At 58.4% G+C, this 26,077-nt stretch carries 22 protein-coding genes; 19 read left to right on the forward strand and 3 right to left on the reverse strand.

Annotated elements, in window-relative coordinates; genetic code table 11:
• Positions 1-49: 49 nt before the first annotated feature.
• The 7 genes from lepA to pdxJ are packed head-to-tail and all read left to right on the forward strand — an operon-like array spanning position 50 to position 6,139.
• Positions 50-1,852, forward strand: a complete 1,803-nt coding sequence (lepA, locus tag BMZ67_RS05960; protein WP_092021043.1) for a translation elongation factor 4 — start codon at positions 50-52, stop codon at positions 1,850-1,852.
• Between the two features lie 7 nt (positions 1,853-1,859).
• Positions 1,860-2,660, forward strand: coding sequence for a signal peptidase I (lepB, locus tag BMZ67_RS05965; RefSeq protein WP_092021044.1), 801 nt, complete (start codon positions 1,860-1,862; stop codon positions 2,658-2,660).
• Positions 2,661-2,686: 26 nt separating this feature from the next.
• Complete coding sequence (locus BMZ67_RS05970; protein ID WP_092021045.1) at positions 2,687-3,076, forward strand: DUF4845 domain-containing protein; 390 nt, start codon at positions 2,687-2,689, stop codon at positions 3,074-3,076.
• Positions 3,073-3,762, forward strand: coding sequence for a ribonuclease III (rnc, locus tag BMZ67_RS05975; protein WP_092021046.1), 690 nt, complete (start codon positions 3,073-3,075; stop codon positions 3,760-3,762). Before BMZ67_RS05970 ends, rnc begins: the two co-directional genes overlap by 4 nt.
• A complete protein-coding gene (gene era, locus BMZ67_RS05980; RefSeq protein ID WP_092021047.1) occupies positions 3,762-4,679 on the forward strand; it encodes a GTPase Era in 918 nt (305 codons plus the stop codon). Before rnc ends, era begins: the two co-directional genes overlap by 1 nt.
• A gap of 7 nt (positions 4,680-4,686) precedes the next feature.
• Entirely contained in the window at positions 4,687-5,394 is a 708-nt protein-coding gene (gene recO / locus BMZ67_RS05985) for a DNA repair protein RecO (protein WP_092021048.1), read from the forward strand.
• 10 nt (positions 5,395-5,404) lie between these two features.
• The gene (gene pdxJ / locus BMZ67_RS05990) at positions 5,405-6,139 is read left to right on the forward strand and encodes a pyridoxine 5'-phosphate synthase (protein WP_092021049.1); all 735 of its coding nucleotides are present in this window, start codon (positions 5,405-5,407) and stop codon (positions 6,137-6,139) included.
• A gap of 23 nt (positions 6,140-6,162) precedes the next feature.
• Here pdxJ and BMZ67_RS05995 read toward each other — a convergent pair whose 3' ends face one another.
• Positions 6,163-9,030, reverse strand: coding sequence for an ATP-binding protein (locus tag BMZ67_RS05995; protein ID WP_092021050.1), 2,868 nt, complete (start codon positions 9,028-9,030; stop codon positions 6,163-6,165).
• 259 nt (positions 9,031-9,289) lie between these two features.
• Here BMZ67_RS05995 and cysM point away from each other — a divergent pair, with 259 nt between their 5' ends.
• The 5 genes from cysM (at position 9,290) to BMZ67_RS06020 (ending at position 15,283) form a co-directional block, all read left to right on the forward strand.
• Positions 9,290-10,183 carry a cysteine synthase CysM gene (gene cysM / locus BMZ67_RS06000; RefSeq protein WP_092021051.1) on the forward strand — a complete coding sequence of 298 codons (894 nt, stop codon included), beginning with the start codon at positions 9,290-9,292 and terminating at the stop codon, positions 10,181-10,183.
• 66 nt (positions 10,184-10,249) lie between these two features.
• Complete coding sequence (gene rlmD, locus BMZ67_RS06005) at positions 10,250-11,587, forward strand: 23S rRNA (uracil(1939)-C(5))-methyltransferase RlmD (RefSeq protein ID WP_092021052.1); 1,338 nt, start codon at positions 10,250-10,252, stop codon at positions 11,585-11,587.
• Between the two features lie 91 nt (positions 11,588-11,678).
• The gene (gene relA / locus BMZ67_RS06010; RefSeq protein ID WP_092021053.1) at positions 11,679-13,916 is read left to right on the forward strand and encodes a GTP diphosphokinase; all 2,238 of its coding nucleotides are present in this window, start codon (positions 11,679-11,681) and stop codon (positions 13,914-13,916) included.
• Positions 13,913-14,764: a nucleoside triphosphate pyrophosphohydrolase gene (gene mazG, locus BMZ67_RS06015; RefSeq protein ID WP_092021054.1), complete on the forward strand. Its 852-nt coding sequence runs from the start codon at positions 13,913-13,915 to the stop codon at positions 14,762-14,764. Before relA ends, mazG begins: the two co-directional genes overlap by 4 nt.
• A 174-nt stretch (positions 14,765-14,938) precedes the next feature.
• Positions 14,939-15,283, forward strand: coding sequence for a pilin assembly protein (locus tag BMZ67_RS06020; protein WP_092021055.1), 345 nt, complete (start codon positions 14,939-14,941; stop codon positions 15,281-15,283).
• 107 nt (positions 15,284-15,390) lie between these two features.
• Here the strand turns inward: BMZ67_RS06020 and BMZ67_RS06025 are convergent, their stop codons facing one another.
• Positions 15,391-15,624 (reverse strand): hypothetical protein, encoded by a 234-nt coding sequence (locus BMZ67_RS06025; RefSeq protein WP_092021056.1) that lies wholly within the window; start codon positions 15,622-15,624, stop codon positions 15,391-15,393.
• Positions 15,625-15,707: 83 nt separating this feature from the next.
• Here BMZ67_RS06025 and ppc point away from each other — a divergent pair, with 83 nt between their 5' ends.
• The 7 genes from ppc to BMZ67_RS06060 all read left to right on the forward strand — a co-directional run bounded on the left by ppc (position 15,708) and on the right by BMZ67_RS06060 (position 23,465).
• Positions 15,708-18,353 (forward strand): phosphoenolpyruvate carboxylase, encoded by a 2,646-nt coding sequence (ppc, locus tag BMZ67_RS06030; RefSeq protein ID WP_092021057.1) that lies wholly within the window; start codon positions 15,708-15,710, stop codon positions 18,351-18,353.
• An 81-nt stretch (positions 18,354-18,434) separates the two neighbouring features.
• Positions 18,435-19,805, forward strand: a complete 1,371-nt coding sequence (locus tag BMZ67_RS06035; protein ID WP_092021058.1) for an aminoacyl-tRNA deacylase and HDOD domain-containing protein — start codon at positions 18,435-18,437, stop codon at positions 19,803-19,805.
• A 185-nt stretch (positions 19,806-19,990) separates the two neighbouring features.
• The gene (gene adk / locus BMZ67_RS06040) at positions 19,991-20,644 is read left to right on the forward strand and encodes an adenylate kinase (protein WP_092021059.1); all 654 of its coding nucleotides are present in this window, start codon (positions 19,991-19,993) and stop codon (positions 20,642-20,644) included.
• Between the two features lie 29 nt (positions 20,645-20,673).
• The gene (gene tsaB, locus BMZ67_RS06045; RefSeq protein WP_092021060.1) at positions 20,674-21,369 is read left to right on the forward strand and encodes a tRNA (adenosine(37)-N6)-threonylcarbamoyltransferase complex dimerization subunit type 1 TsaB; all 696 of its coding nucleotides are present in this window, start codon (positions 20,674-20,676) and stop codon (positions 21,367-21,369) included.
• A 32-nt stretch (positions 21,370-21,401) separates the two neighbouring features.
• Entirely contained in the window at positions 21,402-22,199 is a 798-nt protein-coding gene (locus BMZ67_RS06050) for an undecaprenyl-diphosphate phosphatase (RefSeq protein ID WP_092021061.1), read from the forward strand.
• Positions 22,200-22,275: 76 nt separating this feature from the next.
• Positions 22,276-22,638 (forward strand): hypothetical protein, encoded by a 363-nt coding sequence (locus BMZ67_RS06055; protein WP_092021062.1) that lies wholly within the window; start codon positions 22,276-22,278, stop codon positions 22,636-22,638.
• Between the two features lie 23 nt (positions 22,639-22,661).
• Positions 22,662-23,465, forward strand: a complete 804-nt coding sequence (locus BMZ67_RS06060; RefSeq protein ID WP_245749895.1) for a class I SAM-dependent methyltransferase — start codon at positions 22,662-22,664, stop codon at positions 23,463-23,465.
• Between the two features lie 23 nt (positions 23,466-23,488).
• On the opposite strand, the gene plsB is transcribed toward BMZ67_RS06060, so the two are convergent.
• Positions 23,489-25,954 carry a glycerol-3-phosphate 1-O-acyltransferase PlsB gene (plsB, locus tag BMZ67_RS06065; protein ID WP_092021064.1) on the reverse strand — a complete coding sequence of 822 codons (2,466 nt, stop codon included), beginning with the start codon at positions 25,952-25,954 and terminating at the stop codon, positions 23,489-23,491.
• Positions 25,955-26,077: the final 123 nt, after the last annotated feature.

The raw sequence follows: 26,077 nt of genomic DNA on the forward strand, positions 1-26,077 counted from the left end.
ATCTGGCCACCAAGGTGCGTTTATCGTCTTTTACGAGTATCCATTGTCTGTGACTGAGCTTAGCCGAATCCGTAACTTTTCAATCATTGCCCATATCGATCATGGTAAATCCACACTGGCGGACCGCTTTATACAGACTTGTGGCGGCCTCAGTGACCGGGAGATGGCGGAGCAGGTGCTTGACTCCATGGATCTCGAACGGGAGCGCGGCATCACCATCAAGGCTCAGAGCGTTACCCTGAATTACACGGCCAAAGATGGTATTGAGTACAAGCTGAACTTTATCGACACCCCGGGACACGTCGACTTTTCCTACGAAGTTTCGCGTTCGCTTTATGCCTGTGAAGGCGCTCTGCTGGTGGTTGACGCAGGGCAGGGCGTGGAGGCCCAGTCCGTAGCCAACTGTTACACCGCGATTGAGCAGGGCCTGGAAGTTGTGCCGGTTCTGAACAAAATGGACCTGCCGCAGGCTGAGCCAGAGCGGGTCGCCAAGGAAATCGAAGACATCATTGGTATCGAAGCCGCAGACGCCGTTCGTTGTAGCGCCAAGAGTGGCATGGGCGTTGAAGATGTGCTCGAAGACCTTATCAAACGCATTCCACCGCCCACCGGCGATGTTAACGGTCCGCTGAAGGCGTTGATCATTGACTCCTGGTTTGATAACTACCTCGGGGTGGTGTCGCTGGTACGAGTTACCCAGGGCACACTGCGGAAGGGCGATAAGATCGTCATCAAGTCCACCGGCCGAGCCTGGAATGCCGACAGGGTCGGGATCTTTACCCCTAAACTGACCGATACCGGTGAACTGGGCACAGGTGATGTTGGCTTTGTGGTGGCAGGCATCAAAGACATTCACGGCGCGCCAGTGGGTGACACCATCGTTCAGCAGAAAGGGGCCGAAGAGGCCGAGCCACTGCCGGGCTTCCAGAAGGTCAAGCCCCAGGTGTACGCGGGGCTGTTCCCGATCCGCTCAGACGACTATGACGATTTCCGGGATGCCCTGGAAAAGCTCACCCTCAATGACGCCTCCCTGTTCTACGAGCCGGAGAACTCAGACGCGCTTGGCTTTGGCTTTCGCTGTGGTTTCCTTGGCATGCTGCATATGGAAATTATCCAGGAGCGGCTGGAGCGTGAATACAACCTTGAGCTGATCACCACGGCACCAACGGTTATCTACGAAGTAGTGACCACCCGGGGTGAGACCGTGTCGGTGGATAATCCATCCCGCCTGCCGGATATTGGTTCTGTTGACGAAATGCGCGAGCCGATTGTTGAGGCCAATATCTTGGTGCCCCAGGAACACCTGGGTAACGTGATAGCGCTGTGTGAGGAAAAGCGTGGGGTGCAAAAGAACATGCACTTCCTCTCGACGCAGGTTCAGGTGACCTACGAGTTGCCGATGGCCGAGGTGGTGCTGGACTTCTTTGACCGCATCAAATCCGCCAGTCGCGGCTTTGCCTCACTGGATTACCACTTTGTACGGTTCCAGGCGGCCAACCTGGTGCGGTTGGATGTGCTGATCAACGGCGAGCGGGTGGATGCGCTGGCGCTGATTGTGCACCGGGATAAAGCTCATTACCGGGGGCGGGCGCTGGTTGAGAAGATGAAAGAACTGATTCCCCGGCAGATGTTCGATATCGCCATTCAGGCGGCCATCGGAAACCAGATTGTGTCCCGGGTAACCGTCAAGGCTCTGCGAAAGAACGTAACAGCCAAGTGTTATGGTGGTGACGTCAGTCGTAAGAAGAAACTGCTGCAGAAGCAAAAGGAAGGCAAGAAGCGCATGAAGCAGCTGGGTAACGTGGAAGTGCCGCAGGAAGCGTTCCTCGCGGTGCTGAAAGTGGATAACTAGGACTGTTATGGATATCAATTTCCCGCTGATTCTGGTCGTTTTGACCCTGGTGACTGGCTTTATCTGGTTGCTGGATGTGGTGTACCTGAAGCCGCGGCGGGTGTCGCGCCTGGCGGCGGAAGGTGGGGTAGCCCAGGGCGGCGGGGATGAAGCCGAAGATCAGGACAGCGAGCCGTACTTGGTGGACCTGAGCCGGTCCTTCTTCCCGGTACTGGCCATTGTGCTGGTGCTGAGGTCCTTTCTGGTGGAGCCCTTTACCATTCCGTCTGGCTCCATGCTGCCGACCCTTGAGGTGGACGATTTCATCCTGGTGAACAAGTTCGCTTATGGTTTGCGGTTGCCGGTGCTGGGCACCAAGGTCGTTGATATTGGCGACCCCCAGCGTGGCGACGTGATGGTTTTCAAGGTGCCGCTGGATGGCAAGACCAACTATATTAAACGGGTGATCGGGCTGCCGGGTGACCACATCCGTTACCGCGACAAGACGCTCTACGTTAACGGCGAGGAAGTGTTGTCGGAATTCGTGGCTCGTTTGCCCCCGGTGGAGCTGCGCCGTGAGAGCCTTGGTGAGGTGGAGCATGATGTCTATCTCACCATGGGGCGCCAGAGTGGGGCTGGAGAAGGCGAATGGATTGTGCCTGAGGGTCACTATTTCATGATGGGTGATAACCGGGACAACAGCAACGACAGCCGGTTCTGGGGCACGGTTCCAGACGAGCTGGTTGTTGGTAAGGCGTTTGCAATCTGGATGCACTGGAAATCGTTCACCACCCTGCCGACCTTTGACCGGGTTGGCGGCATCGAATAACTTAAAAAGAACAAGGCGTACGAGTAATGACAAGAGACGGACTGTCCGGCATCAATAAACACCGTGGAGCGTCAACCATCACCATGCTGATCATGGTGTTGTTTTTCGGCGGGCTGCTGACCCTGGCGATCAAGCTGGGGCCAATCTACGTGGACGACATTACCATCCAGGAGGCCATTGAAAGCCTTGATGGTGCCGAGGGGCTATCCAACATGGGCCCGGCCCGGGTGATGGACCTGATCAACCGACGGTTGAGTGTCAACAATGTCCGTGGCTTCAATCCTCAGAACATCGAAGTCCAGAAAAATGGTGAGTTTGTCATCATTAAAGTCGAGTACGAAATTCGCACGGAGATGTTCTACAACGTTGATGCGGTTGTCTCCTTCAACCACGAGTACGAGATGAAGGGCAAGTGAGTTTAAAACCCGACCTGGAACAGTTACAGCGCCGGATTGGATATCAGTTCCGGCAACCTGAACACCTGCTGCTGGCGCTGACCCACCGCAGTTTTGGCAACCAGAATAACGAGCGGCTGGAGTTCCTCGGTGACTCCATCGTTAACATGGTGATCGCTGAGCACCTGTTCCACTACTTCGAAAAAGCCCGTGAAGGGCAGCTCAGCCGGTTGCGGGCGCGGATGGTTAAAGGCGTCACTCTGGCTGAAATTGGCCGTGAGTTTGATCTGGGTCGGTACCTGCGACTTGGGTCCGGCGAGCTGAAAAGCGGTGGTTATCGTCGTGAATCGATCCTGGCGGATGCGGTCGAGTCGATCATCGGAGCGATCTACCTGGATAGCGATTTTGAGACCTGCCGCCAGCAGGTGTTGCGGTGGTTTGAACAGCGTTTGAACAACCTTAACCTGCAGGATACCCAGAAAGACCCGAAAACCCGGTTGCAGGAGTATCTGCAATCCCGCCAGTACCCATTGCCCCGATACGATGTGATTTCGGTGGACGGGGAAGCCCATGCCCAAACGTTTCACGTATCGTGTGTGCTGCCTTCGCTGGACCGCAAGACCACCGGAGTTGGCAGCAGTCGCCGGATAGCAGAGCAGCAGGCGGCCCGGAGTGCTTTGAAATCCCTTGGTGTGGAGAACGACTGATGATGGATATTACCCGCCCGGAGGATCCGAACAGCCGCTGTGGATTTGTCGCCATTGTTGGGCGCCCCAACGTAGGCAAGTCTACGCTGCTCAACCATCTGCTGGGTCAGAAGCTTAGTATCACCTCCCGCAAGCCGCAGACGACGCGCCATCAGGTACTGGGCATCAAGACGGAAGGTCCTGTCCAGGCAATCTACGTGGACACCCCGGGGATGCATGAGGAAGAGCCGCGAGCACTGAACCGCTACATGAACAAGGCCGCCACCTCGGCCCTGGTTGATGTCGACGTGGTGGTTTTCGTGGTCGACCTGATGAGCTGGACCACCGCCGATGAAATGGTGCTGGAGAAACTGTCCTCACTGAAGTGCCCGGTGATTCTCGCGATCAACAAGGTTGATAAGGCTGAGAAGCGCGAGCTGCTGTTGCCACACTTGGACATGCTGTCCAAGAAGCGGGAATTTGCCGAAATCATTCCGCTATCAGCCTTGCGAGGCACCAATCTCCAGCCTCTGGAGGAAGCGGTTGGGCGTTTCCTGCCCCAGAGCGTGCATTTCTATCCCGACGACCAGATTACCGATCGCAGTGAGCGCTTTCTGGCCTCGGAAATGGTTCGTGAGAAAATCACTCGTCAGCTTGGCGCAGAGTTGCCGTACTCGGTAGCGGTTGAGATCGAAGAGTTCCGCCGCGAGGGTAAAACTCTGCACGTGTCTGCACTTATCCTGGTTGAACGGGAAGGGCAGAAAAAGATCGTGATCGGCGACAAGGGCGAGCGGCTGAGGCTGATTGGTCAGGAAGCCCGCCAGGACATGGAGCGGCTGTTTGACACCAAGGTCATGTTGAAACTCTGGGTCAAAGTGAAACGGGGCTGGGCCGACAGCGACCGGGCGCTCAAGAGCCTGGGCATGAACGACCTCTGAGGTTGGCATGTCTGGCTCTGTCCAGGGCGAGCCGGCCTACGTCTTGCATCGCCGCGCCTACCGGGAAACCAGCTTGCTGGTGGACCTGTTTTCTCTCAACGCCGGGCGGCTCACAGTTGTCGCCAAAGGTGCCAACTCTTCCCGCAGTCCACTGAAGGCTCAGCTACAGCCGTTTCAGCCGGTCCTGGTGGATTGGCAGGGGCGGACTGAGCTCAAGACCCTGGTTCAGGTCGAGGTGCGTCAGGCCGATCCTTTTGCTGGCACTGTGGGTCTTTACAGTGGCTTGTATATCAATGAGTTACTTCAGCGGGTGTTGCCTGCTGGAGATCCCCATCCAGAGCTTTTTGCCGCCTATATTGAGGCCCTGAGCCAGCTGGTCCATAGCCGTGATGTCGAGCCGGTGCTGCGGCGGTTTGAAGTGGCGTTTGCTTACGCTCTGGGGTATGGCTTTGACTGGGCGGTGGCAACCGACATTGCTCAGACGGTCGAGGCCGGTTACGACTATTGTTATGATCCTGAGCAGGGCATCGTTCAGGCCTTGGGGCCGTCGGTCCGGTTGCAGCGGCTACCAGGAAGCACCTTGTTGCAGCTGGCGGAGGGAGACTTTGAGTCTGAAGCTGCCCGCAAACTGGCCAAACGGGTGATGAGAGTATTGGTTGATTACCTGATGCAGGGCAAACCGCTTCATAGCCGGTCCCTGTTTCTGAAAGGCTGAGGAGAGCCCGATGACCCAAAGAGTATTGCTTGGTGTAAACATTGATCACGTTGCCACGCTCCGTCAGGCTCGTGGTACCCGCTATCCGGACCCGGTGCAGGCGGCCTTGCTGGCGGAAGAAGCGGGCGCAGACGGCATTACGATCCACCCTCGGGAGGATCGCCGGCATATCCAGGACCGGGATGTATTGCTGCTACGGCAGATGCTCAACACCAAGATGAACCTGGAAATGGCGGTCACGGAGGCCATGCTGGCGTTTGCGGAGCAGGTGAAGCCCCATTGTGTTTGCCTGGTTCCGGAGAAGCGGGAAGAGCTGACCACCGAAGGTGGCCTGGACGTGGTGGGCCAGGAGGCCCGGGTGGCCAGTGCCTGTGATCGTCTCGCGGCTATCGGCGCTGAGGTTTCCCTGTTTATTGACCCTGATGAAGCCCAAATCGACGCGGCCGTGCGTTGCGGAGCTCCGGTCATTGAGCTGCACACCGGTGATTACGCCGAGGCTGAGGGTGTCGAGGCGGTCAATGACGCATTCGCTAAGCTGGAACGGGCGGTGGCCTATGCTCGCCGGAAGGGGGTGATCGTTAACGCCGGACACGGCCTGCATTACCACAACACCGAGCGAGTGGCTGCCATTCCCGGTATCAATGAATTGAACATCGGCCACGCCATCATCGCGCGCGCGGTGTTTACCGGCCTCAAGGACGCTGTTCGCGATATGCGTGCGATCCTGGAGCGGGCACGCAGCTAAGCGTTGTGTGAAAGGGCCTTCGTCTAGTCGATGAAGGCCTTTGGCTGGTACGCCCGGAACATGGATTGCCAGTCGGTCTGTTCACCCCAGTTGTCCAGCCGTTCCATGGCGGCCAGCATTTGTTCCTTCAGCGTTTCCCGGTCATCAGATTCGCGTTTCAACGCCGTTTCGAACAGATTGGCGGCCTCCCTGAGCTCGGGTACCCCGCAGTAGCGGGCAGCGCCATGGAGCTTATGCACGCACTCCAGCAAACCGTCCATGTCATCACTGTCCCAAAGTTGATGAATGGCTCTCAGGTCGCTGTGTAACTGCTCCAGTAACATGCTGAACAGTTCCTCGGCCAGGTCTGCCTTGCCCGCCGCCAACTGGATACTTTCTTCAATGCTGACACAGTCTCGCTGCTTCTGACGGGTGGAGGGACGGATGCCACGCCGGGTATCCCGTACCTCCGAAACCGTAGCCTGCTCACTGCCCCCGACGGCCATGACGCCGTAGCCGGTGTACTCCCGAATGATCTCCATGAGCTGCTGACTGCTGATCGGCTTCGCCATGTAGCCGTCAAACCCTTGTTGAATCAGCCGGTCCTGTTCATCGGCCAGGGCATGGGCGGTGAGGGCAATGATCGGAAGGCGCTCGGAATAGCGGTCAAGTGCCCGCAGGCGTTCGGTGGTTTCGACGCCATCCATACCGGGCATCTGGAGGTCCATAAACACCAGGTCAAAGTGGTTTTGGCGGGCTTTGCTGAGCGCTTCAAAACCGCTGGTGGCGCCTTCCGCCTGGATGTGATTGTCCCGGAGCAGGGTCAGCACCAGCTTGAGGTTGGCCTCATTGTCATCCACCGCGAGCACTCTCGGGACACTGCTGTTGCCGGGAAGTCTGGCTGACAGGTCAGTCTCACCCCCGGGCAGTCCTTTATGGATGCCATGGATAAGATACAGCAGTTCGTCGTAAAGCGCGTCGCGGCATACTGGTTTGCTGATGTGACCACTGGCGAGCCCGGACAGAGGATCATCGTGGCTTTCCTGGGTGGGGGTGAGCAGCAGGGTGCGGCAATCCCGTTCCACTTCCAGATCTCGGAGCAGGCCGCAATACTGGCTGGAATGCAGCAGGTGGCGGTTAATGCCGATGATGGCAAGGGCATAGCCTGACTGACTTTTCTGGGCTTCTTCCACCCGTTCGCGAAGTTCGCCCGGCGAATTGGCCCGGTCGACCTCCAGGCCCCAGTCGCGCATCAGGTGTTCGACCGCCAGTCCGGACGTTTTCTGGTGTTCCAGGTAGATCACCTTTTCGCCGGTCAGCGAGTCCCTGGGTTCGGCGGCTTCTTTACTTACGGAGAGGTCCGTGGTCAGGGTGAACCAGAACGTCGAGCCTTTGCCCAGTTCGCTTTCCAGGCCGATGCTTCCGCCCATTTCCTCTACAAGACGCTTCGATATGGCCAGCCCCAGTCCGGTTCCGCCGTATTGTCGTGCCGTCGAGGCGTCGGCCTGACTGAAGGCATTGAATAGCGATTGCTGCTGAGCCCGCGACAATCCGACCCCGGAGTCCGAGATGCTCAGGCGCAGGGTGACCCGGTGGTTTTCGGTGTCTTCGTCGTCCAGGCTGGCCCGTAATACCACTTCCCCGGTCTGGGTAAACTTGATGGCGTTGTTGACCAGGTTGGTGATCACCTGTTTGACCCGCAGGGGGTCACCCATGATGTTGTCTGGAACATCGTTGTAGACCAGAGGGACCAGGTCCAGGTTCTTACTGTGGGCCGCAGGCGCCAGCATGACCATGACTTCCTCGATGATGTCCCGGAGCTTGAACGGGACCCGGTCCAGCATCAGCTTTCCGGCTTCGATCTTGGAGAAGTCGAGGATGTCGTTGATGATGGTCAGCAGAATTTCGGATGACTTGCGAATGGTGTTGAGGTGGTCTTTCTGCTGCCTGGGCATCTGGCTTTTCAGCAGCAGTTCGGTAAAGCCAATAATGCCGTTGAGGGGGGTGCGGATTTCGTGGGACATATTGGCCAGGAACTCGGACTTGATGCGGCTCGCCTCCAGCGCTTCCTTGCGGGCGAAGTCCAGTTCGATGTTTTGGATCTCAATAGTTTCCAGCGTCTCCCTCAGGTCTTCAGTGGCCTGGTCGATGTTCTGCTGCATCTCAGCCTGGGCCTTGCTGAGTTCTTCTGCCATCGCATTCAGGCCCGATTCCAGCTGTTCAAATTCTGGGCCTGCCTCGGTGTAGATTCGGGTGTCGAGCTTGCCCTCTTTAAGCTTGGCGACAGCTTCGTTCAACTGGAACACCGGATTGGTGAACGCTCGGGATAACCTGACCGCAATCAGCAGGCTTAGGATGACCCCGGCCAAAACCAGCAACAGGGAAATCAGCAGCGCTTTGTAGGTCTCTTTCTCGGTCCGGATGTGGGACATTTCGACGGCGACCCAGCCGATGGGGGACAGTTGGGCGGTGCTGCGGATGTCCAGATCCATCAGGTTGTCGATCATCAGGTCCTGAAGGTACACCGGGGTAACGAAGACTGTGCTGTCCGTCCCGCTCATCCGGGTTGCGCCGGGTTGATTCAGTGTGTCTTTCGCGAGGGGCAAACGGTGGCCTGGGCCGGTATGCAGCATACGGACCTGGCTGGCGTCATAGAAGGTGATGGAGCGGACGTCCTGCTCTTCCAGCAGGGCGTTCGACAGGCTGTTCAGCAGGTTGCGGTTGGCGGTGAACAGACCGTATTCGGCGGCGGCGGCAAGCTGTCGGGAAAGGGAGTCGCCCCGGTCTTGCAGCAGTTGCTCAATGTTCTTCACCCAGCTCAGGGAGAAAAACAATCCCAGCATCAGGGTTGTGAGCAAGGTGGGAACCAGAGTCACCACCAGAACTTTTTTGCGGATTCCCCACCGACGCATGATTCCTTCCTGAATAATTTGCCTGGCCGGAGCATGGGTATGACCCTTTTCCGGCTGCCTTCCCTGTCAGAATAGATGAATTCGGCGGGTGAGACTGTGAATACCTGCCGGTTATATAGCCGACAGTCATGGTTATAGCGAGAAGCTGTATTGGGCGACTGCGGCTTGAGCGCGTATGATGCGAGCCTGAGTGTACCACAGGCCCGTACTCTGTACCCCGGTGCTGTGGTGGTACTGGTTGACAGGAGCCAAGTCCAAGATGCATTTCCCAACCATTGAAGATTACGTCGGACATACACCGCTGGTGCGTTTGCAGCGTTTGCCGGGAAACACCAGCAATCTGGTGCTCGCCAAGCTGGAAGGCAACAACCCGGCCGGTTCGGTCAAGGACCGGCCGGCCCTGAGTATGATCCAGGAAGCCGAACGCCGTGGTGACATCCGCCCCGGTGACACCCTGATCGAAGCCACCAGTGGCAATACCGGTATCGCTTTGGCCATGGCAGCAGCGATCAAGGGTTACCGCATGGTGTTGATCATGCCGGAGAACATGAGTGAGGAACGCCGGGCGTCCATGCGGGCTTACGGCGCCGAGATCGTGACGGTCAGCCAGGCCGAGGGTATGGAAGGTGCCCGTGACTTGGCGCAGGCCATGCAGGAGAACGGGCAGGGACGAGTGCTGGACCAGTTCGCCAACCTCGATAACCCCCTGGCCCACTATCGCTCCACTGGTCCGGAAATCTGGGAACAGACCCAGGGCCGGGTCACTCATTTTGTCAGCTCTATGGGGACCACCGGCACCATCATGGGGGTTTCCCAATATCTGAAGGAACGTAACCCCGATATCCAGATCGTTGGCCTGCAACCACGGGAAGGCTCCTCCATTCCGGGAATCCGGCGTTGGCCTGAGGCCTACCTGCCCAAGATTTTTGATGCCTCCCGCGTGGATCAGGTGGTGGATATCGGCCAGCAGGACGCCGAGGAAACCATGCGAGCCCTCGCCAGGGAAGAAGGCATTTTCTGCGGTGTGTCTTCAGGTGGCGCCATTGCCGGAGCCCTGAAACTGTCGGAACAGGTTGAAAATGCCGTAATCGTGGCCATTATCTGTGACCGTGGTGACCGATACCTGTCTACCGGTGTGTTTCCCGGCGCCTGATTCCCGGTTAGCCTGCCAAGAACGGGGCCATCCAGCCTGGCCCCCAAGCAAATTAGAGAAAAGAATATGAGTAGAAGACGCCGGAAAGTCCTGCCTACCGAACCGGTTCGGTGTGAGATTGAAAAGCTGAGTCACGATGGTCGGGGCATTGCCCATCAGGACGGTAAGATCCAGTTTGTCGACGGCGCCTTGCCTGGTGAAACGGTCATGGCCAAAGTGGTCAGTACCCGCAGCAAGTTCGACGAGTTGCGCACCATCGAGGTGGAGCAGGCGGTACCCGAACGGGTAACCCCTCCGTGTGACTATGCCGACCTGTGCGGCGGCTGCAGTCTGCAGCACATGGGTGCCGAGGCCCAGATCCGCTTCAAAGAAGACACCTTGAGGGAACACTTTGCCCACTTTGGGGGCATTGAGCCGGAAGAGTGGGTGGCGCCCATGCGGGCGGAGCCACTGGCATATCGCCGCAAGGCCAGGCTGGGGGTTCGCTTTGTCCAGAAGCGGGAGTCGGTACTGGTAGGCTTCCGTGAAAAGCGGAGTGCCTTCCTGGCTGATATTGATCGTTGCGTGGTTATGGACGCTCGTATTGGCGAGCGGATTAGCGCGTTGCGTGAGGTCATCCACGGGCTGGACGCATACCAACGCATTGCTCAGGTGGAAGTGGCCTGTGGTGATGACGTGGCCGCGATGGTCTTCCGTAACCTGGACCCGCTCAGTGAAGGTGATCAGGCCAAGCTGGTCGAGTTTGGACAGGCCCACGATTTGCATATCTACCTGCAGCCGAAAGGGCCGGACACGGTTCACCGGATCTGGCCGGCTGAGGGGGCTGAGCGGCTGTCCTACCGGCTGGAGGAATTCGACCTGACCATGGAGTTCCATCCCATGGACTTTACCCAGGTCAATGCCGGCATCAATCGTCAGATGGTGCACCGCGCGGTAGAGTGGCTGGATATTCAGCCTGGGGAGCGGGTGCTGGATCTGTTCTGTGGCCTGGGCAACTTTACCCTGCCTCTGGCCCGCAAGGCGGGTCATGTGGTGGGTGTCGAAGGGGATGACGCCATGGTTGTCCGGGGCCGGGAAAATGCTGAACTCAATGGCCTGGACAATGTCACCTTCCACGGTGCCAACCTGCAGGGTGATTTTACGTCAGAGTCTTGGGCGGCTGAGGGGTTTGACAAGATCCTTATCGACCCACCGCGGTCCGGTGCGGAAGAGGTCTGTGAATACCTGACCGCCTTCGGTGCCAACCGTATTGTCTATGTGTCCTGTAACCCGGCAACGCTGGCGCGGGACGCCGGTGTGATGGTACGCAACGGCTATCGCCTGGTGCGGGCCGGAGTGATGGACATGTTCCCGCACACCACACACGTGGAATCGATCGCGTTGTTTGAGCGGGACGTAAAGTAAGGCTCCGTCATCTGCTGGTCAGGGATGACCGGGAAAAGCCAAGAGTCAACGAAGCGCTGTTGACTCATCGAACAGGTACAACAAAAACGGCATGGTAAAAGTTCGCGAAGATTACGTAGTCAATCAGGACGGTGAACTCGATATCGAACGTTGGGTGCACCAGATCGAGTCGCAAACCCACCTTGAAGATGTAGCGCAGTTCCGTCGGGCTTGTGAGAAGGCCGCCGAGATAGACCTCCAGGCGGTGCAGGAAGACCGGCTATGGGCGCCGGGTGCCAGCAGTTTCCGAACTGGCATCGACATGGCTCAGGTGCTGGTTGAGTTGCACCTCGACCAGGCCAGCCTGGTGGCGGCCATCCTGTACCGGGCGGTTCGGGAAGAACGGGTGCCACTGAAGGAAATTCGTGATGAGTTTGGTGATGAAGTTGCCAACCTGATCGACGGTGTCCAGCAAATGGCGGCGATTTCCTCCTTCCATCATCCCCTGAAAGGGAGTGTGCTGGGGCAGAGTCAGGGTCAGCTCGACAACGTCCGCAAGATGCTGGTCACCATGATCGATGACGTCCGGGTGGCGTTGATCAAGTTGGCGGAACGAACCTGCGCCATCCGTGCCGTGAAAGACGTATCGCCGGAAAAACGGATGCGGGTTGCCCGGGAGGTGTTCGATATCTATGCGCCGTTGGCGCACCGGTTGGGTATTGGTCACATCAAATGGGAGCTGGAAGACCTGTCGTTCCGCTACCTCCATGCAACTGCCTACAAGAAAATTGCCAAGCTGCTGGATGAAAAGCGGCTGGCGAGGGACAGCTACATCGGCCGGGTACTGGAAACCCTGCAGAAGGAGCTGGCCAAGTGTGGTATTGAAGGCGAGCTTTCTGGCCGGGCCAAACACATCTACAGCATCTGGCGGAAGATGCGCCGTAAAGGCATCGACTTTTCCCAGGTCTACGATGTTCGGGCCGTGCGTATCCTGGTGCCAGAGGTACGGGACTGCTATGCCGCCCTGGGTATCGTCCACAGCCTGTGGCGTCATATCCCGAATGAATTTGATGATTACATCGCCAACCCCAAGGAAAACGGTTACCAGTCACTGCATACCGCGGTGGTGGGCCCTGAGGGCAAGGTGATGGAAGTCCAGATCCGTACCCACCAGATGCATGAAGAAGCGGAACTGGGGGTTTGTGCCCACTGGCTGTACAAGGGCACCGATAACGGCAACAAGTCGTCGGGCTATGAGGCCAAGATTAACTGGCTGCGCCAGGTGCTGGACTGGCAGGAAGACCTTGGCGACCTGTCCGGCCTGGCCGACCACCTCAAGACGGATGTTGCCTCGGACCGCGTCTACGTTTTCACGCCCGAGGGGCATGTCGTCGACCTGCCTCAGGGGGCAACGCCGGTGGACTTTGCCTACCGGGTACACACCGAAGTGGGGCACGCCTGCCGAGGTGCCCGGGTCAACGAGCGCATCGTTCCGCTGACCTATCCCCTGAAGACCGGTGAGCAGGTCGTTATCCTGACGTCGAATAACCCGGCTCCCAGCCGCGACTGGTTGAACCCGAGTCTCGGGTATATCCAGACCTCCAGGGCCAGGGCCAAGGTTACACATTGGTTCAAACAGCAGGATCATGACCGCAATGTGGTTGATGGCCGTGCGATCCTGGAAGACGAATTCCGGCGCTTGTCGATCCATGATGTAGACCTGAACGAGCTGGCGCAAAAGGTGAATTATGTCTCTTCGGAAGACATGTTTGCTGCAGTCGGTGCCGGAGATCTGCGCCCGACCCATGTGGCCAATGCCGCTCAGCAGATGATTGAGCCGCGCAATCAGCAGCTCGACCTTAAACTGGTGAGGAATCGCAAGCGCACCTACGACACCGACTCCGATGTGCAGATTCAGGGGGTGGGCAAGCTCAAGACGCAGGTGGCGAAATGCTGCAAGCCACTGCCCGGTGACGCGATTGGTGGCTATATCACCGTTGGGCGGGGGGTGACGGTTCATCGTCAGGACTGCCTGACCTTCCTCCACCTGCAGGAATTTGAGCCTAACCGCATTATTGAGGTCAGCTGGGGCAGCCGCCCGGAAGCGGTGTACCCCGTGGAAATCGAGATTGATGCCTATGACCGGGCCGGGCTGTTGAGGGATATCACCCAGGTATTGAGTGCGTCCAAGACCAATGTTCTGGCGTTGCATACCGCTTCCAACACGGATGACAACACCGCCACCATGTCGGTGACGGTGGAGATCAGCAGCTTGGAGCAACTGGCCCGGTTGCTCGCACAGATCCGAAACCTGCCCAATATTGCGGATGTCAGACGGAAACGCGGATGAGTTATAACCTCGACGACCTCAAGCACCTCATGGCCCGGTTGCGCAAGCCGGACACCGGTTGCCCCTGGGATCTGAAGCAGACCTACGCGAGCATCGTGCCTCACACCCTGGAAGAAGCCTACGAAGTGGCGGATGCCATTGACCGCAGGGATTACGATGATCTGAAAGATGAACTTGGAGACCTGTTGTTCCAAGTGATTTTCTACAGCCAGTTGGGCCAGGAAGATGGCCGCTTTGAATTCTCGGATGTGGTGGATGGCATTGTCCGCAAACTGCTGCGGCGTCATCCCCACGTATTCCCGGACGGCACCCTGGACAGTGAAGTTGATCCGGACAATCGCCCCGGGGACGATGAGATTCGAGCCAGCTGGGACAGAATCAAGGCCGAGGAACGGGCGCTTGCGCCAAATAAAGGCAAGGAGGCTCTCTCAGCAAGCCGCCTTGATGGCATCGCCCGAACCCTGCCCGCCATGGCGCGGGCGGAAAAACTTCAGCGGCGGGCGGCGAACCATGGCTTCGATTGGCCGGATATCGAGCCGGTATTCGACAAGCTTCATGAGGAGATCGACGAGCTGAAAGAGGCCTGGCGCAACAGTTTGAGTGGCGAGGGCCCGGCGGACGCGGTTGAGGATGAGCTGGGGGATCTGCTGTTTGTTTGCGTCAACCTGGCACGGTTTATGAAAGTTGTACCAGAGAAGGCCCTTAACCGAACCAACCACAAGTTTGAGGCCCGTTTCCGTGCGATTGAGTCTCACCTGGAGCAGCAGGGGCGTGATATGGACTCGGAAACTTTGGAGGCGCTCGATCAGATCTGGCAGGCGGTAAAGGGTGTTGAGAAACGCCGCTAATTCGCACGTGGGTATGGGGCTGGGTAACATGGCGCAACACAACTCGCCCCGATAGGTACAATCCGTAATCATTTACCCGCGCTGTAAGTAACGGCTTCGTCTACACTTTGGCTATTGGGTGCACTGTTTCGGAGCAGGGCTCCCGAACCAAAAGGAAGCTGGAGTTACCGAATTATGAAAATAAAAGATCTGGTCAAATACTGGGACAAGCACGCTCGGGGACGATTGACCCGGGATGCTTATTTCCTGGGGCTTTCGGATCAACACCACAGACAACTGGAAAAACTCGCGACTCTGTATCCGATGAAGTCTCCTCAGGATCTGCTGCGGGATCTGATTTCTGCATCCCTGGATGAGCTTGAAACCAGTTTCCCCTACGTACAGGGGGCCAAGGTCGTGGCATTTGATGAAGACGGCTTTGAAATCTATGAAGACCAGGGACTGACACCGAAGTTTGTCAGCCTCAGTCAAAAGCACATTCAGCGCCTGAAGGCGCGGCAGCTCGAATCGGTGGCCTGAACTCCCAGGCGGCATATCAAGCCAGCTGACCGGACGGGACTGAGAGCCCGCCGGTTAGCGCCAGTCGGGAGCGTCGCTCCCGGCTCAGCATTATTCCCTTCTGTTTATCACTTATCCTTGTTGGCAAGCTTGTCCTTGAGTGGGGTCTGACGCACCAGGTCATCCAGTGCGGCAGAGATCATGTCGTTGAGGATGTCTGACTCGCTTCGATCCGGGTAGAGCTCTGCCAACGCTGCAACCCGTGCGGCGTCTTCCAGCGGCAGGCGAAGATTATAATCGTGCGCCCGCTCAACCGGCTCAGGCTTTGATTCCCAGTGTTTGGGCAGTTCAGTTACTTTCATGAATACTCCTTGCGACCACTGTCGTTAACCGTTATTAGTATCGGTACAACCAGAAGGCCCCGTCAATTTAAAAGGATGTCACTGTGACCGAGCTGCACCCGGACCTGAGAGAAAACGTCCGTCTATTGGGCGATTTGTTGGGCGAGAGTATTCGCCAGCACCCCGGCCAGGAAGTCTATGAACTGATTGAATCCATTCGCGCAGCCGCCAAGGCGGACCGGCGTCAGGAGAGTGGATCGGGCCAGCGGTTGATCCGCTTGCTCAGCGACCTGGACGACGATCAGCTCCTGCCGGTAACCCGAGCCTTTAACCAGTTTCTCAACCTTGCCAACCTGGCCGAGCAGTACCATGGCATCCGGCGGAATCGGGGCCATTATTCCGACCTGACGGTCGAGTCTCTGGGCGAGGTGTTTGAACGCCTCAAGCACCAGGGCGTCGCGCCGGAAGAGTTGCACCGGCGGGTGGCGGACCTTCGTATTGAATTTGTGCTGACTGCGCACCCCACCGAGGTTGCCCGACGCACCCTGATCATGAAGTACGACGAAATTTCAGACTGCCTCGGTCGGTTGGACCATACCGACCTGTTGCCCAGCGAACGTGATGACATTGTTGACCGTCTTCGCCAGCTGGTGGCGGAAGCATGGAACACCGATGAAATCCGGCATGATCGACCGACCGCAGTTGATGAGGCCAAATGGGGATTTGCTGTCATTGAAAACAGCCTGTGGGAAGCCCTGCCCAGATTCCTGCGCAACCTGGACCGTTCACTGGTTGCAGCCACAGGGCAGGGGCTGCCGTTGGATGCCAGCCCGGTTCGCATAGCCTCATGGATGGGCGGTGACCGCGACGGCAACCCGAATGTCACCCATCAGGTGACCGAACAGGTTTTCCTCCTGGGACGCTGGATGGCGGCAGACCTTTACCTGCGGGACATCAAGGCACTGCGGGCAGAGCTCTCCATGGGAGACGCCAGTGATGAGCTTCGGGCCCAGGTCGGCGATAGCCGGGAGCCTTACCGCCAGGTGCTCGCGGAGCTGCGTGACCGCCTCAAGAAAACCCGCGACTGGGCGGAAGCCCGGATCCATGGTCAGGCGGCCGACGCGGATGGCATCCTCTTCGAGAACGAAGACCTGTCCAACCCTCTGGAGCTTTGCTACCGGTCGTTGTTGGCCTGTGGCTTGGACACCATTGCCAATGGCCCGTTGCTGGACACCATCCGGCGTGCCCACACCCTGGGGCTGCCGCTGGTTCGTCTGGACATTCGCCAGGAGGCCGGTCGCCATGCCGAGGCTGTCGCGGAAATGGTGGACTACCTGGGGTTGGGTGACTATTTGACCTGGAGCGAGGAAGAGCGTCAGGCTTTCCTGGTGCGAGAGCTTCAGGGGCGTCGGCCGCTGGTGCCGCGGAACTGGCAGCCATCGGCGGCCGTTCGGGAAGTGCTGGATACCTGTGCCGTGGTCGCGCAACAGACACCGCAGGCTCTGGGGTCCTACGTCATTTCCATGGCGAGCACGCCATCCGATGTCTTGAGTGTCATCCTGCTGCTCCGCGAAGCCGGCATGGCCGACCCAATGCGGGTGGTGCCGTTGTTTGAGACCCTGGATGACCTCAGTGGCGCGCCCGCGAGTATGTCAGCGCTGTTCGCCATCGACTGGTACCGGGATTATTGTCAGGGCCGCCAGGAGGTAATGATTGGCTATTCCGACTCTGCCAAGGATGCCGGTCAGATGATGGCCGCCTGGGCTCAATACCAGGCGCAAGAGCGGCTGACTGAGGTGGCTGCCCAGCATGGCGTTCACCTGACCCTGTTCCACGGCCGTGGTGGTACGGTTGGCCGTGGTGGTGGTCCTGCCAACCGGGCAATCCTGTCCCAGCCGCCAGGCTCGGTGAATGGTAGCTTCCGGATAACCGAGCAGGGCGAAATGATCCGCTTCAAATTTGGTCTGCCGCGACTGGCCGAGCAAAGCCTGACCCTCTATACCACGGCAGTGGTAGAGGCGACTCTGGCACCGCCGCCAAAGGCGAAGCCCGAGTGGCGTGAAACGATGGACTGGCTGACCAGTCGCTCGTTGAAGGTTTACCGTAATGTGGTGCGCGAGAATCCCGATTTTGTCCCTTATTTTCGTCAGGCCACGCCGGAGCAGGCGTTGGGCAAGCTTGCGCTGGGGAGCCGGCCTGCACGGCGAAAAGCGTCGGGCGGCGTGGAAAGCCTGCGGGCGATCCCATGGATTTTTGCCTGGACCCAAATGCGCCTGATGCTACCGAGTTGGCTGGGTAGTGATGTGGCGCTGGCTGAAGCGGCCGAATCCGGCTACCTGCCTCGATTGCGGGAGATGATGGCGGACTGGCCGTTCTTCAAAACCTACATTGATATGCTGGAAATGGTGCTGGCCAAGGCCGACTTGCGGATTGCCACATACTACGAACAGACCCTGGTGGAGGAGCCGCTCAGGGTGCTGGGAGCAGACCTCCGCCAGCGACTGGAAACCTGCATTGAACAGGTCAAGGCGCTCAAGCAGGAAGACGAGCTGTTGGCCGGTGCGCCGGTGTTTGCGCAATCAATGAAAGTGCGCAACCCCTATACGGACCCTCTGCATTACCTGCAGGCCGAACTGTTGCGGCGCGATCGGGAAACCGAGGCACGCGGAGCCTCTGTTTCTGACACTGTGGAGCAGGCCCTGAAAGTCACCATGGCCGGGATTGCCGCCGGAATGAGAAACACTGGCTAGACAGGGGCTGCTGCACTGGTACCATCCGGTGATCAGCCCTCAGTTCAACGCCCCAGTGGTTTTATAGACAGGAGAACGCCCTTGGCACTGGCTCCAAGATTGCAGCAGTTTTTCAATCACAAGGGAATTGCCTATACGGAATTGCCCCTGGAACCGGTTTCCAGCTTTGACGCTGCCGTCACCGGTTGTGGCGAGCCTCAGGAGCTGGTGCTTCAGGCTACGTTGCTGATTGATGTGCAGGGGGCGTTGATGGCCGTGCACGCCTACAACACCACGCTGGATCTTGATGCAGTTAACCAATTGTTGGGGCGCCGGCTGCAACCGTTGACGGCTCGTCAGGCCGACCGCCTCTTTGGTGACTGTGATCCGGGGTTCCGTCCCGCGATCGGCGGTGCCTATGATGTATCGGTCCTTGCCGACAGTGCCCTGGACTCCATGGAACGCGCCCTTATTGCCGGCGGCTCCAACAATAGCCTTGTGGTTCTTGATGGCCGCAGCCTGCGGCTCGCGCTGGCGGGTTCCCGCAAAGGGCATATCGTGATCAGGGGGCCGGCGGTCGGTGACCGCTCGGCCTTGACTCTGGAGCACGTAGCCGAGCAGTTGCAGAAGCTGTACCGGTTGCCGCCAATGCCGGCATTGGCGTTGCGCATTCTGCGCCTCACCGCCAACCCGGACGCCACCGCCCGTGAACTGGCGGAACTGATCGAGTTTGACCCCAGCCTTACCGCACAAATCATGCGATACGCCCGATCCGCCCTGTTCAACTATCAGGGCCAGATCCAGTCGGTCCAGGAAGCGGTTACCCGCGTATTGGGGTTCGATCGGGTGGCTCACGTTGCACTGGGGATTGCCTCGGTTCGGGCATTTGAGGTGCCGCGGAAAGGCCCCCTCGGAATGGATGAATTCTGGCGGCACTCCCTGTACACCGCCTTCCTGTGTCAGAACCTGGCGGCCATGACGGGCGGCGACAAAGGGCTGGCGTACTTGTGCGGACTGCTCCATAACTTCGGCCTGTTGCTGATTGGCCACCTGTTTCCTGAGGAATTTGAAGAGCTGAATAACCTGAGGGACGCAAACCCGGAAGTCAGTATGCGTTCACTGGAACAGCAGGTGTTTGGCGGTGATCAGGGGCACGAGGTGCTGGCGGTAGGCCATGGCGCGATTGGTGGAATCCTGCACCGGCTTTGGCAGTTACCGGACGCCGTGGTGAAGTCTGCGGGTGTCCACCAACAGCTGGATTACCGAGGCGAGCACGAAAATTATGTGCTGATGGTTCAGTTGGCCAACGCCCTGCTGAAGGAAAAAGGCGTCGGCGATGAATTTAACCCCGATGACATCGATACCCTGGCGCAACGTCTGGGGCTGTCGGCTGATAAGGTGGAACAGCTGAAAGAGCAGATGGCGCGAGTGGCCAACGACATCGACGATCTCGCCCATTCGCTGTCGAATTAACGCGTTACCACCATACCACCCCATGCGCAAGACCGGCATGCTACGGACGTGTACTTTCTCTCGTCCCGCTGACTTCGTATAATGCCCGCTCGATTTTTGCGAGTGACCGCCAAGAGGCTGTCGCAAAGCGTCTTCGTTTTGCAACAGCTTTTTCAATATAATCATAGAAATGGGAGCACAACGTTATGCGAGTGATCATGTTAGGCGCACCCGGCGCCGGTAAGGGTACACAAGCCCAGTTCATTACCGAGCGCTTCGGAATTCCCCAGATTTCTACAGGCGACATGCTGCGTGCAGCGGTCAAGGCTGAAAGCGAGCTGGGTCTCCAGGTCAAGGAAATCATGGCGACTGGTGGTCTGGTCTCTGATGACATCATCATTGGCCTGATCGAAGAGCGTGTGAAGCAGGATGACTGCGAGAACGGCTTCCTGCTGGACGGCTTCCCCCGCACCATTCCTCAGGCAGAGGCCCTGAAAGATCAGGGCATCGGCATCGACTACGTTGTTGAAATTGCCGTTGATGATGAAGAAATCGTTGGCCGTCTGTCTGGACGTCGCGTTCACGAGGCCAGTGGCCGGACCTACCACGTCAAGTATGATCCACCCAAAGTTGAGGGTAAGGACGACGAAACTGGCGAACCGCTGATCCAGCGGGAAGACGACCAGGAAGCGACGATCCGTAACCGTCTTGATATCTACCATAAGCAGACTGCACCGCTGGTTGGCTATTATCAGGATTGGGCTGCCAAGGATGCTGAAGCCGCACCGCGCTACCTGCGGGTTGAGGGTGTTGGTTCCCTGGAAGACATCCGTAACCAGATTTTTGAACAGCTGAAGTAATCCTGGTGACTACCCCGGCGACCACTCCGGTGACACTGTTGGCGTTGGACACCTCCTCAGAGGGGTGTTCTGCCGCTTTGCTGGTCAACGGCCAGGTGTACGAGCGTTTCGAGCTTGCGCCCCGAGGCCATACCCGTCTGCTGATGCCCATGGTTCGGGAGTTGCTGGCGGAGCAGGGCTTGGCCCCCTCAGACCTGGATGCCCTGGCCTTTGCCTGTGGCCCTGGCTCGTTCACCGGGTTGCGCATAGCGACCGGTGTGGTTCAGGGACTGGCGTTTGGCCTGGAAGTACCTGTGGTACCGGTCTCGTCCCTGGCAGCTGTGGCGGCGGAGGTCTGTGACGCTCAGCATTGCAGTGAGGGTGACGGTGTCGCCGTCGCCTTTGATGCCCGCATGGGAGAGGTGTACTGGGGGTGCTTCAGGAATAACCACGGGCGCCCGGTTGCTCTTGCGGAAGAGCGCGTCTGTGCGCCGGAAATGGTCACCCTGGCGGAAGGTCCTGCTCGCTGGCATGGGGTAGGGTCTGGCTGGGGCTATCAGGAACAGATCCCTGGTGGCGTCACTGCCGCCGTTGAGGGTGTTGATACGGCCCTGGTACCTCGGGCCCGTTACGTTGCGCTTCTGGCCGCATCGGATTTCCTTGATGGCAAGGGTGTGCCAGCCGCCAAAGCCCAACCCGTCTACCTTCGTAATACGGTCGCCTGGCAAAAACTGCCGGGTCGCTGACAACTCTCCATCCAGCTGCGGAACCCGTCGCCATGGACTTGTGGCACATCATTGTCTTGTCGATCATTCAGGGGCTGACCGAGTTCCTGCCGATCAGTAGCTCTGCTCACCTGATTCTTCCTTCCCAATTGCTGGGCTGGCCCGACCAGGGGTTGGCGTTCGATGTGGCGGTTCATGTCGGAACCCTTGCCGCGGTGGTCTGGTATTTCCGGAAGGAAGTCTGGCAGCTGGGGTCGGCCTGGGTAGGGGATACAGCTCACTGCCGCCTCGGCCCTGACAGCCAGCTGGCCTGGGCGATTATCGCAGCCACCATACCTGCGGGTGTTGCAGGGTTGTTGCTCGATGACTTGATCGAGACCCACTTGCGTTCGGGATTGGTGATTGCGGCCTCCACCATCGGTTTTGGTCTGGTGTTGTGGTGGTCCGACGCTGTGGGGCGGCAACAGCGAGGGTTACCCGGCCTGACGATGAAGGACGCACTAGTGATTGGTATTGCCCAGGCGCTGGCGTTGATTCCGGGCACGTCCCGGTCCGGCATTACCATGACGGCGGCGCTATTTCTTGGCTTTGGCCGGGAAGCTGCGGCCCGCTTCTCGTTCCTGCTATCGATACCGCTTATTACCGCAGCGGGCATGCTGAAAACCCTGGACCTGATTGAGCAGGGTGAAGCGGCGGACTGGCGCTCGATCATTCTCGGGACGAGCCTTTCCTTTATCTGTGCATTGCTGTGTATTCATTTGTTCCTGAAGTTTCTGGAACGCATCGGCCTGATGCCCTACGTCATCTATCGCTTGCTCCTGGGGGGGCTGCTGGTGGTTATGTTGTGGTAATTGGGTAGCGTTTGGCCCTGAAACCGGTAGTATTCCAAGGGTATTTGCTCCTTGTGCAGCGATTGGGACGACGGTGATGATTAACGGTATTGGCTCCAACAGTTTCCCTTTGCAGGGGCGCACTCAGGTTGCCCGGGAACGTTCTGACACCGACCGAAACCCGGCCACAAGCCCTGAAAAAGCACCGGCAGATGCCTGGGATAGCCTGACCGAACGCCGGGTTTCTGGCTCCCCATCTCCTTCAGACACCCTTATTGAAGAACGGCTGGTGCAGCACCGGGTGGAGGCCCGACAAGCTGCGGCGGATGCTCGGCTGCAGCGCTTCGATGCCGATGAACTGCCGCTTGCCACGGTTCGTGCCCTATCCACTTTCTCGGCGATCGCCGCCAGCTCTGCTGATCAGGACGCAGGGCTTGCAGGCATCGATATTCATATCTGATGACATTATCCGGTTCCCCCACTATGCCAGGCGCTGTGCCGTCGCTGGCAGTTGCCAGCAGCGCACTCGGTGACCGTGCAGGTGCAGCAGCCTTGGCCGAACGGCTGGCGTTGCCATTCCTTGGGGTGGTCAAGCCTCGTCAGGTAAGTGAGTTTGACCTGCTGCTGTTTGCGGACGATCACGGCTTGGCTTTGCAGGCCACGGGTAAAGGCGCTCCAGGCCCGGTTCGTGTCGACTTTGCGGGTGGAAAGGCAGGCTATCGCCGTGAGCACGGCGGCGGAACCGGGCAACTGGTGGCACGGGCGGTTGGACTACAGAAAACCCGGGCAAGACTGCATGTTCTGGATGCGACGGCGGGGCTGGGCCAGGATGCCTTTGTACTGGCGGGGTTGGGTTGCCAAATGACGCTGTTCGAGCGTTCGCCCATTATTCATGCGCTACTGGCCGATGGCTTGGCGCGGGGGCTGCTGAACCCGACCACTTCGGACATTGTTGCCCGGATGACCTTGCATGAAGGGAGCAGTATCGACTGGTTGATGGCCGCTGGTGGGGAGGTAGCGGATGTTATTTACCTCGACCCGATGTTCCCGCACCGGGACAAGTCCGCTGCGGTCAAAAAGGAAATGCAGTTATTCCGGCCTGTGGTGGGGGACGATGACGATGCCCCGGCCCTGCTGGCGGCTGCATTGGCCGCAGCGACTTACCGGGTGGTCGTCAAGCGCCCCCGTAAGGCCCCCAGCATCGAAGGCCCGGAACCGGCTACCCGCCTCGAAGGCAAGAGCAGCCGTTACGATATCTATTCGATCAAGGCCCTGCCTCAAGGGTAGGGCCTATCACTGACCGCCGGCGCTCAGGCGCCGAGCATGGTCACCTGTTGCAGCGCCTGCCGTTTCTCGACATTCAGCACCAGCCTGGCATCCTCAGCCACTTCTTCCAAAGCCTCGGTATAGCAGAGCTGGCCGTGCTCGTCGGCGCTCAGTACACCGTTCTTCTGCAGGTTGGCGATGAAATTCCGGAACAGACTCTTGTCGAAGAACTCTGGCGCATTGAGGCCAAACAGGATCGACATGCGCTCCGCCATCATGGTGCTCTGTTCTTCCAGCTCTGCGGCGCTGATCTTTCCAGAGCCGTTTTTGCGAAGAATGGCCAGGGCAATGTGGTATCGCTCCAGGGTCTGAATGATAAACCGTGACAGGCTGCGTAGCCTCACGGTGGCATCGGTCCCTTCGGCTGGGCGGCAGATGCGGTCGCCGTCGGCTCGCAGCATGCCGTTCTCCACGAGAACATCAATCCAGCGGTCGATGATGGACTCTGCCTCATCGGCCGGGTACTGAAGGAACAGTTCCGACTGGATATAAGGATAGGCAACGCTACACAGGAAAATCGCCTTGTCCCGCTTCAGGGATTCGTTGTTCTCGAACAGACTGGCCACCAGTGCCGGAATGGCGAAGAGGTGCTGGACGTTGTTACGGTAGTAGGTCATCAGGATGGCATTGCTGCCTTCCAGGCCGATGATGTCACCCAGCTTCTGGGGCTGGCGGGTAACCAGTCCCATGTTTTCACAATAAGCCAACCAGTCCTTGCCGCTGCCTTCAGGCATGGTCATGGTGTTGGAGTAGGGCATGGCTTTAAGCAGCGAAGCGAACTGATCCATCATGCTGACCAGCTGACGCTCATCCATAGCCAGTCGTTCGGTGCTCAGCAGGACAGTGGCTGTCATGTTGATCGGGTTCACCGCAACTGAACCATTGATGCGCGTTGCGACTTTTGATGCCAGGTCTTCAACCGCCGTGCCCAACCACGCTGGCCGGTATTCGCTGTCATAGGCTTCCTGACGCCAGCTTGGATGGCATTCGTCGAGGATATTGGAAAGGTGGATGGCTTCGCCAAAGTTGACCGAAACGCGGCCAAAGGACTTGCTTAGCTTACGGACAGTCTTGGCCAGCCCAAACACACTTTCTTTCTGCTTCTTCTTACCGCGGAGTTCGCCAAGGTAGGAGCGTCCTTCCATAACCTTCTCGTAGCCGATGTACACCGGTACAAAGACGATCGGCTTGCGATGGTCTCGCAGGAAGCTCCGTACGGTCATGGCGAGCATGCCAGGGCGAGGCTGGAGGGTACGCCCGGTACGGCTGCGACCGCCTTCAACGAAGTATTCGACGGAGTAGCCACGAGTGAACATTACGTGCATGTACTCGTTGAACACCGTACTGTAGAGCGGGTTGTCGCGGAAGCTGCGGCGCATGAAGAAGGCCCCTCCACGGCGAAGGATCGGGCCGACCACCGGCATGTTCAGGTTGATGCCTGCGGCAATGTGGGGGGGGACCAGTCCATTCCGGTAAAGCACGTAGGACAGCAGCAGATAATCAATGTGGGAGCGGTGACAGGGGACATACACCACGGCGTTGTCCTGGGCGACGTCCTTCACCACCTGGATGTTGTTGATGGCAATACCGTTATAGATCCGGTTCCACAGCCAGCCCAGAACCACCTCAAGGAAGCGGATGGTGACGATGGACATGCTGGCGGCGATCTCATCGGCGTACTTGCGGGCTTTGGCGCGTACTTTTTCCGGAGGCAGGTCATCTTTACGAGCGGCTTCCCGTATCGCCTCCTTGACCGCCTGGGTTCTGACTAGGCCTTGTACGAGGGTGCGGCGGTGAGAAAGATCCGGTCCAAGAACCGCCTGGCGTACCCGCCGGAAATGGGTTCTCAGGATACGCGCCAGCTTGCGAATGGCACGTTCTTCGTTAGTGCGATACTCCGCTACTACCTGTTGCAGTGACAGCGGCTTGTTGAACTGGACATAGGTGTTGCGGCCATGAACCAGGATGATGAGCAGCTTCTGAAGTCTGCCTGCCACCGACCAGGTGTCCGAGAGCAACAGCTTGACCAGCGATTTCTCTTTGTCCGGCGACCGCCCCCAGAATAGCGAGACCGGCACGATCTGCACATCCTGGTTCTCGTGTTCGATACCGTACTGTGTGATGTCCTGAACAAGAGGCGTCAGGCGAGGGGTGTGGCGGCGGCTGAACAGCCCGCCGACCCGGCGATAGAGGAAAAAGAACGATTGTCCGGGGCCGCCGTCGACAGGAAGCGGTGCCTCGGCCCCTGGCAAACCTGCCCGGCGTACTTCTTGCTCAAGAACCAGTCGGCTGGACAGGGAGCTGTATTGGAGTACGTAGCAAACCGGTTTGTCCGGGTCCAGGCCAAGCTCTTCCCGGGTGGCGCCACTGACATCGGTCCGGACCCAGAGGAACAGAATTTTCCGAAATAATGTCAGAAACAGGCCCCAAAAATTAGGGAAAAGTTGCATATGTGGACACTCCGGTTCGTAAAAGTGTCGCTAAGTGTACTTGCTGTATGCGCGATCGCAAAGGGCGCCGACGGCTTATGGCCTGGGAGGGTGGTGTGGTACATTTTCAGTCCAGACAGATAA

This window comes from Marinobacter zhejiangensis, assembly GCF_900114775.1.
In the GTDB taxonomy this organism is placed as follows: Bacteria; Pseudomonadota; Gammaproteobacteria; order Pseudomonadales; family Oleiphilaceae; genus Marinobacter; species Marinobacter zhejiangensis.

Bases quoted from the DNA above. Each gene is read 5' to 3' on its own strand.
- lepB (WP_092021044.1), top strand. From the start codon at position 1,860: ATGGATATCAATTTCCCGCTGATTCTGGTCGTTTTGACCCTGGTGACT.
- BMZ67_RS05970 (WP_092021045.1), top strand. From the start codon at position 2,687: ATGACAAGAGACGGACTGTCCGGCATCAATAAACACCGTGGAGCGTCA.
- era (WP_092021047.1), top strand. From the start codon at position 3,762: ATGATGGATATTACCCGCCCGGAGGATCCGAACAGCCGCTGTGGATTT.
- recO (WP_092021048.1), top strand. From the start codon at position 4,687: ATGTCTGGCTCTGTCCAGGGCGAGCCGGCCTACGTCTTGCATCGCCGC.
- pdxJ (WP_092021049.1), top strand. From the start codon at position 5,405: ATGACCCAAAGAGTATTGCTTGGTGTAAACATTGATCACGTTGCCACG.
- BMZ67_RS05995 (WP_092021050.1), bottom strand. From the start codon at position 9,030: ATGCGTCGGTGGGGAATCCGCAAAAAAGTTCTGGTGGTGACTCTGGTT.
- cysM (WP_092021051.1), top strand. From the start codon at position 9,290: ATGCATTTCCCAACCATTGAAGATTACGTCGGACATACACCGCTGGTG.
- rlmD (WP_092021052.1), top strand. From the start codon at position 10,250: ATGAGTAGAAGACGCCGGAAAGTCCTGCCTACCGAACCGGTTCGGTGT.
- relA (WP_092021053.1), top strand. From the start codon at position 11,679: ATGGTAAAAGTTCGCGAAGATTACGTAGTCAATCAGGACGGTGAACTC.
- mazG (WP_092021054.1), top strand. From the start codon at position 13,913: ATGAGTTATAACCTCGACGACCTCAAGCACCTCATGGCCCGGTTGCGC.
- BMZ67_RS06020 (WP_092021055.1), top strand. From the start codon at position 14,939: ATGAAAATAAAAGATCTGGTCAAATACTGGGACAAGCACGCTCGGGGA.
- BMZ67_RS06025 (WP_092021056.1), bottom strand. From the start codon at position 15,624: ATGAAAGTAACTGAACTGCCCAAACACTGGGAATCAAAGCCTGAGCCG.
- adk (WP_092021059.1), top strand. From the start codon at position 19,991: ATGCGAGTGATCATGTTAGGCGCACCCGGCGCCGGTAAGGGTACACAA.
- BMZ67_RS06050 (WP_092021061.1), top strand. From the start codon at position 21,402: ATGGACTTGTGGCACATCATTGTCTTGTCGATCATTCAGGGGCTGACC.
- BMZ67_RS06055 (WP_092021062.1), top strand. From the start codon at position 22,276: ATGATTAACGGTATTGGCTCCAACAGTTTCCCTTTGCAGGGGCGCACT.
- BMZ67_RS06060 (WP_245749895.1), top strand. From the start codon at position 22,662: ATGCCAGGCGCTGTGCCGTCGCTGGCAGTTGCCAGCAGCGCACTCGGT.
- plsB (WP_092021064.1), bottom strand. From the start codon at position 25,954: ATGCAACTTTTCCCTAATTTTTGGGGCCTGTTTCTGACATTATTTCGG.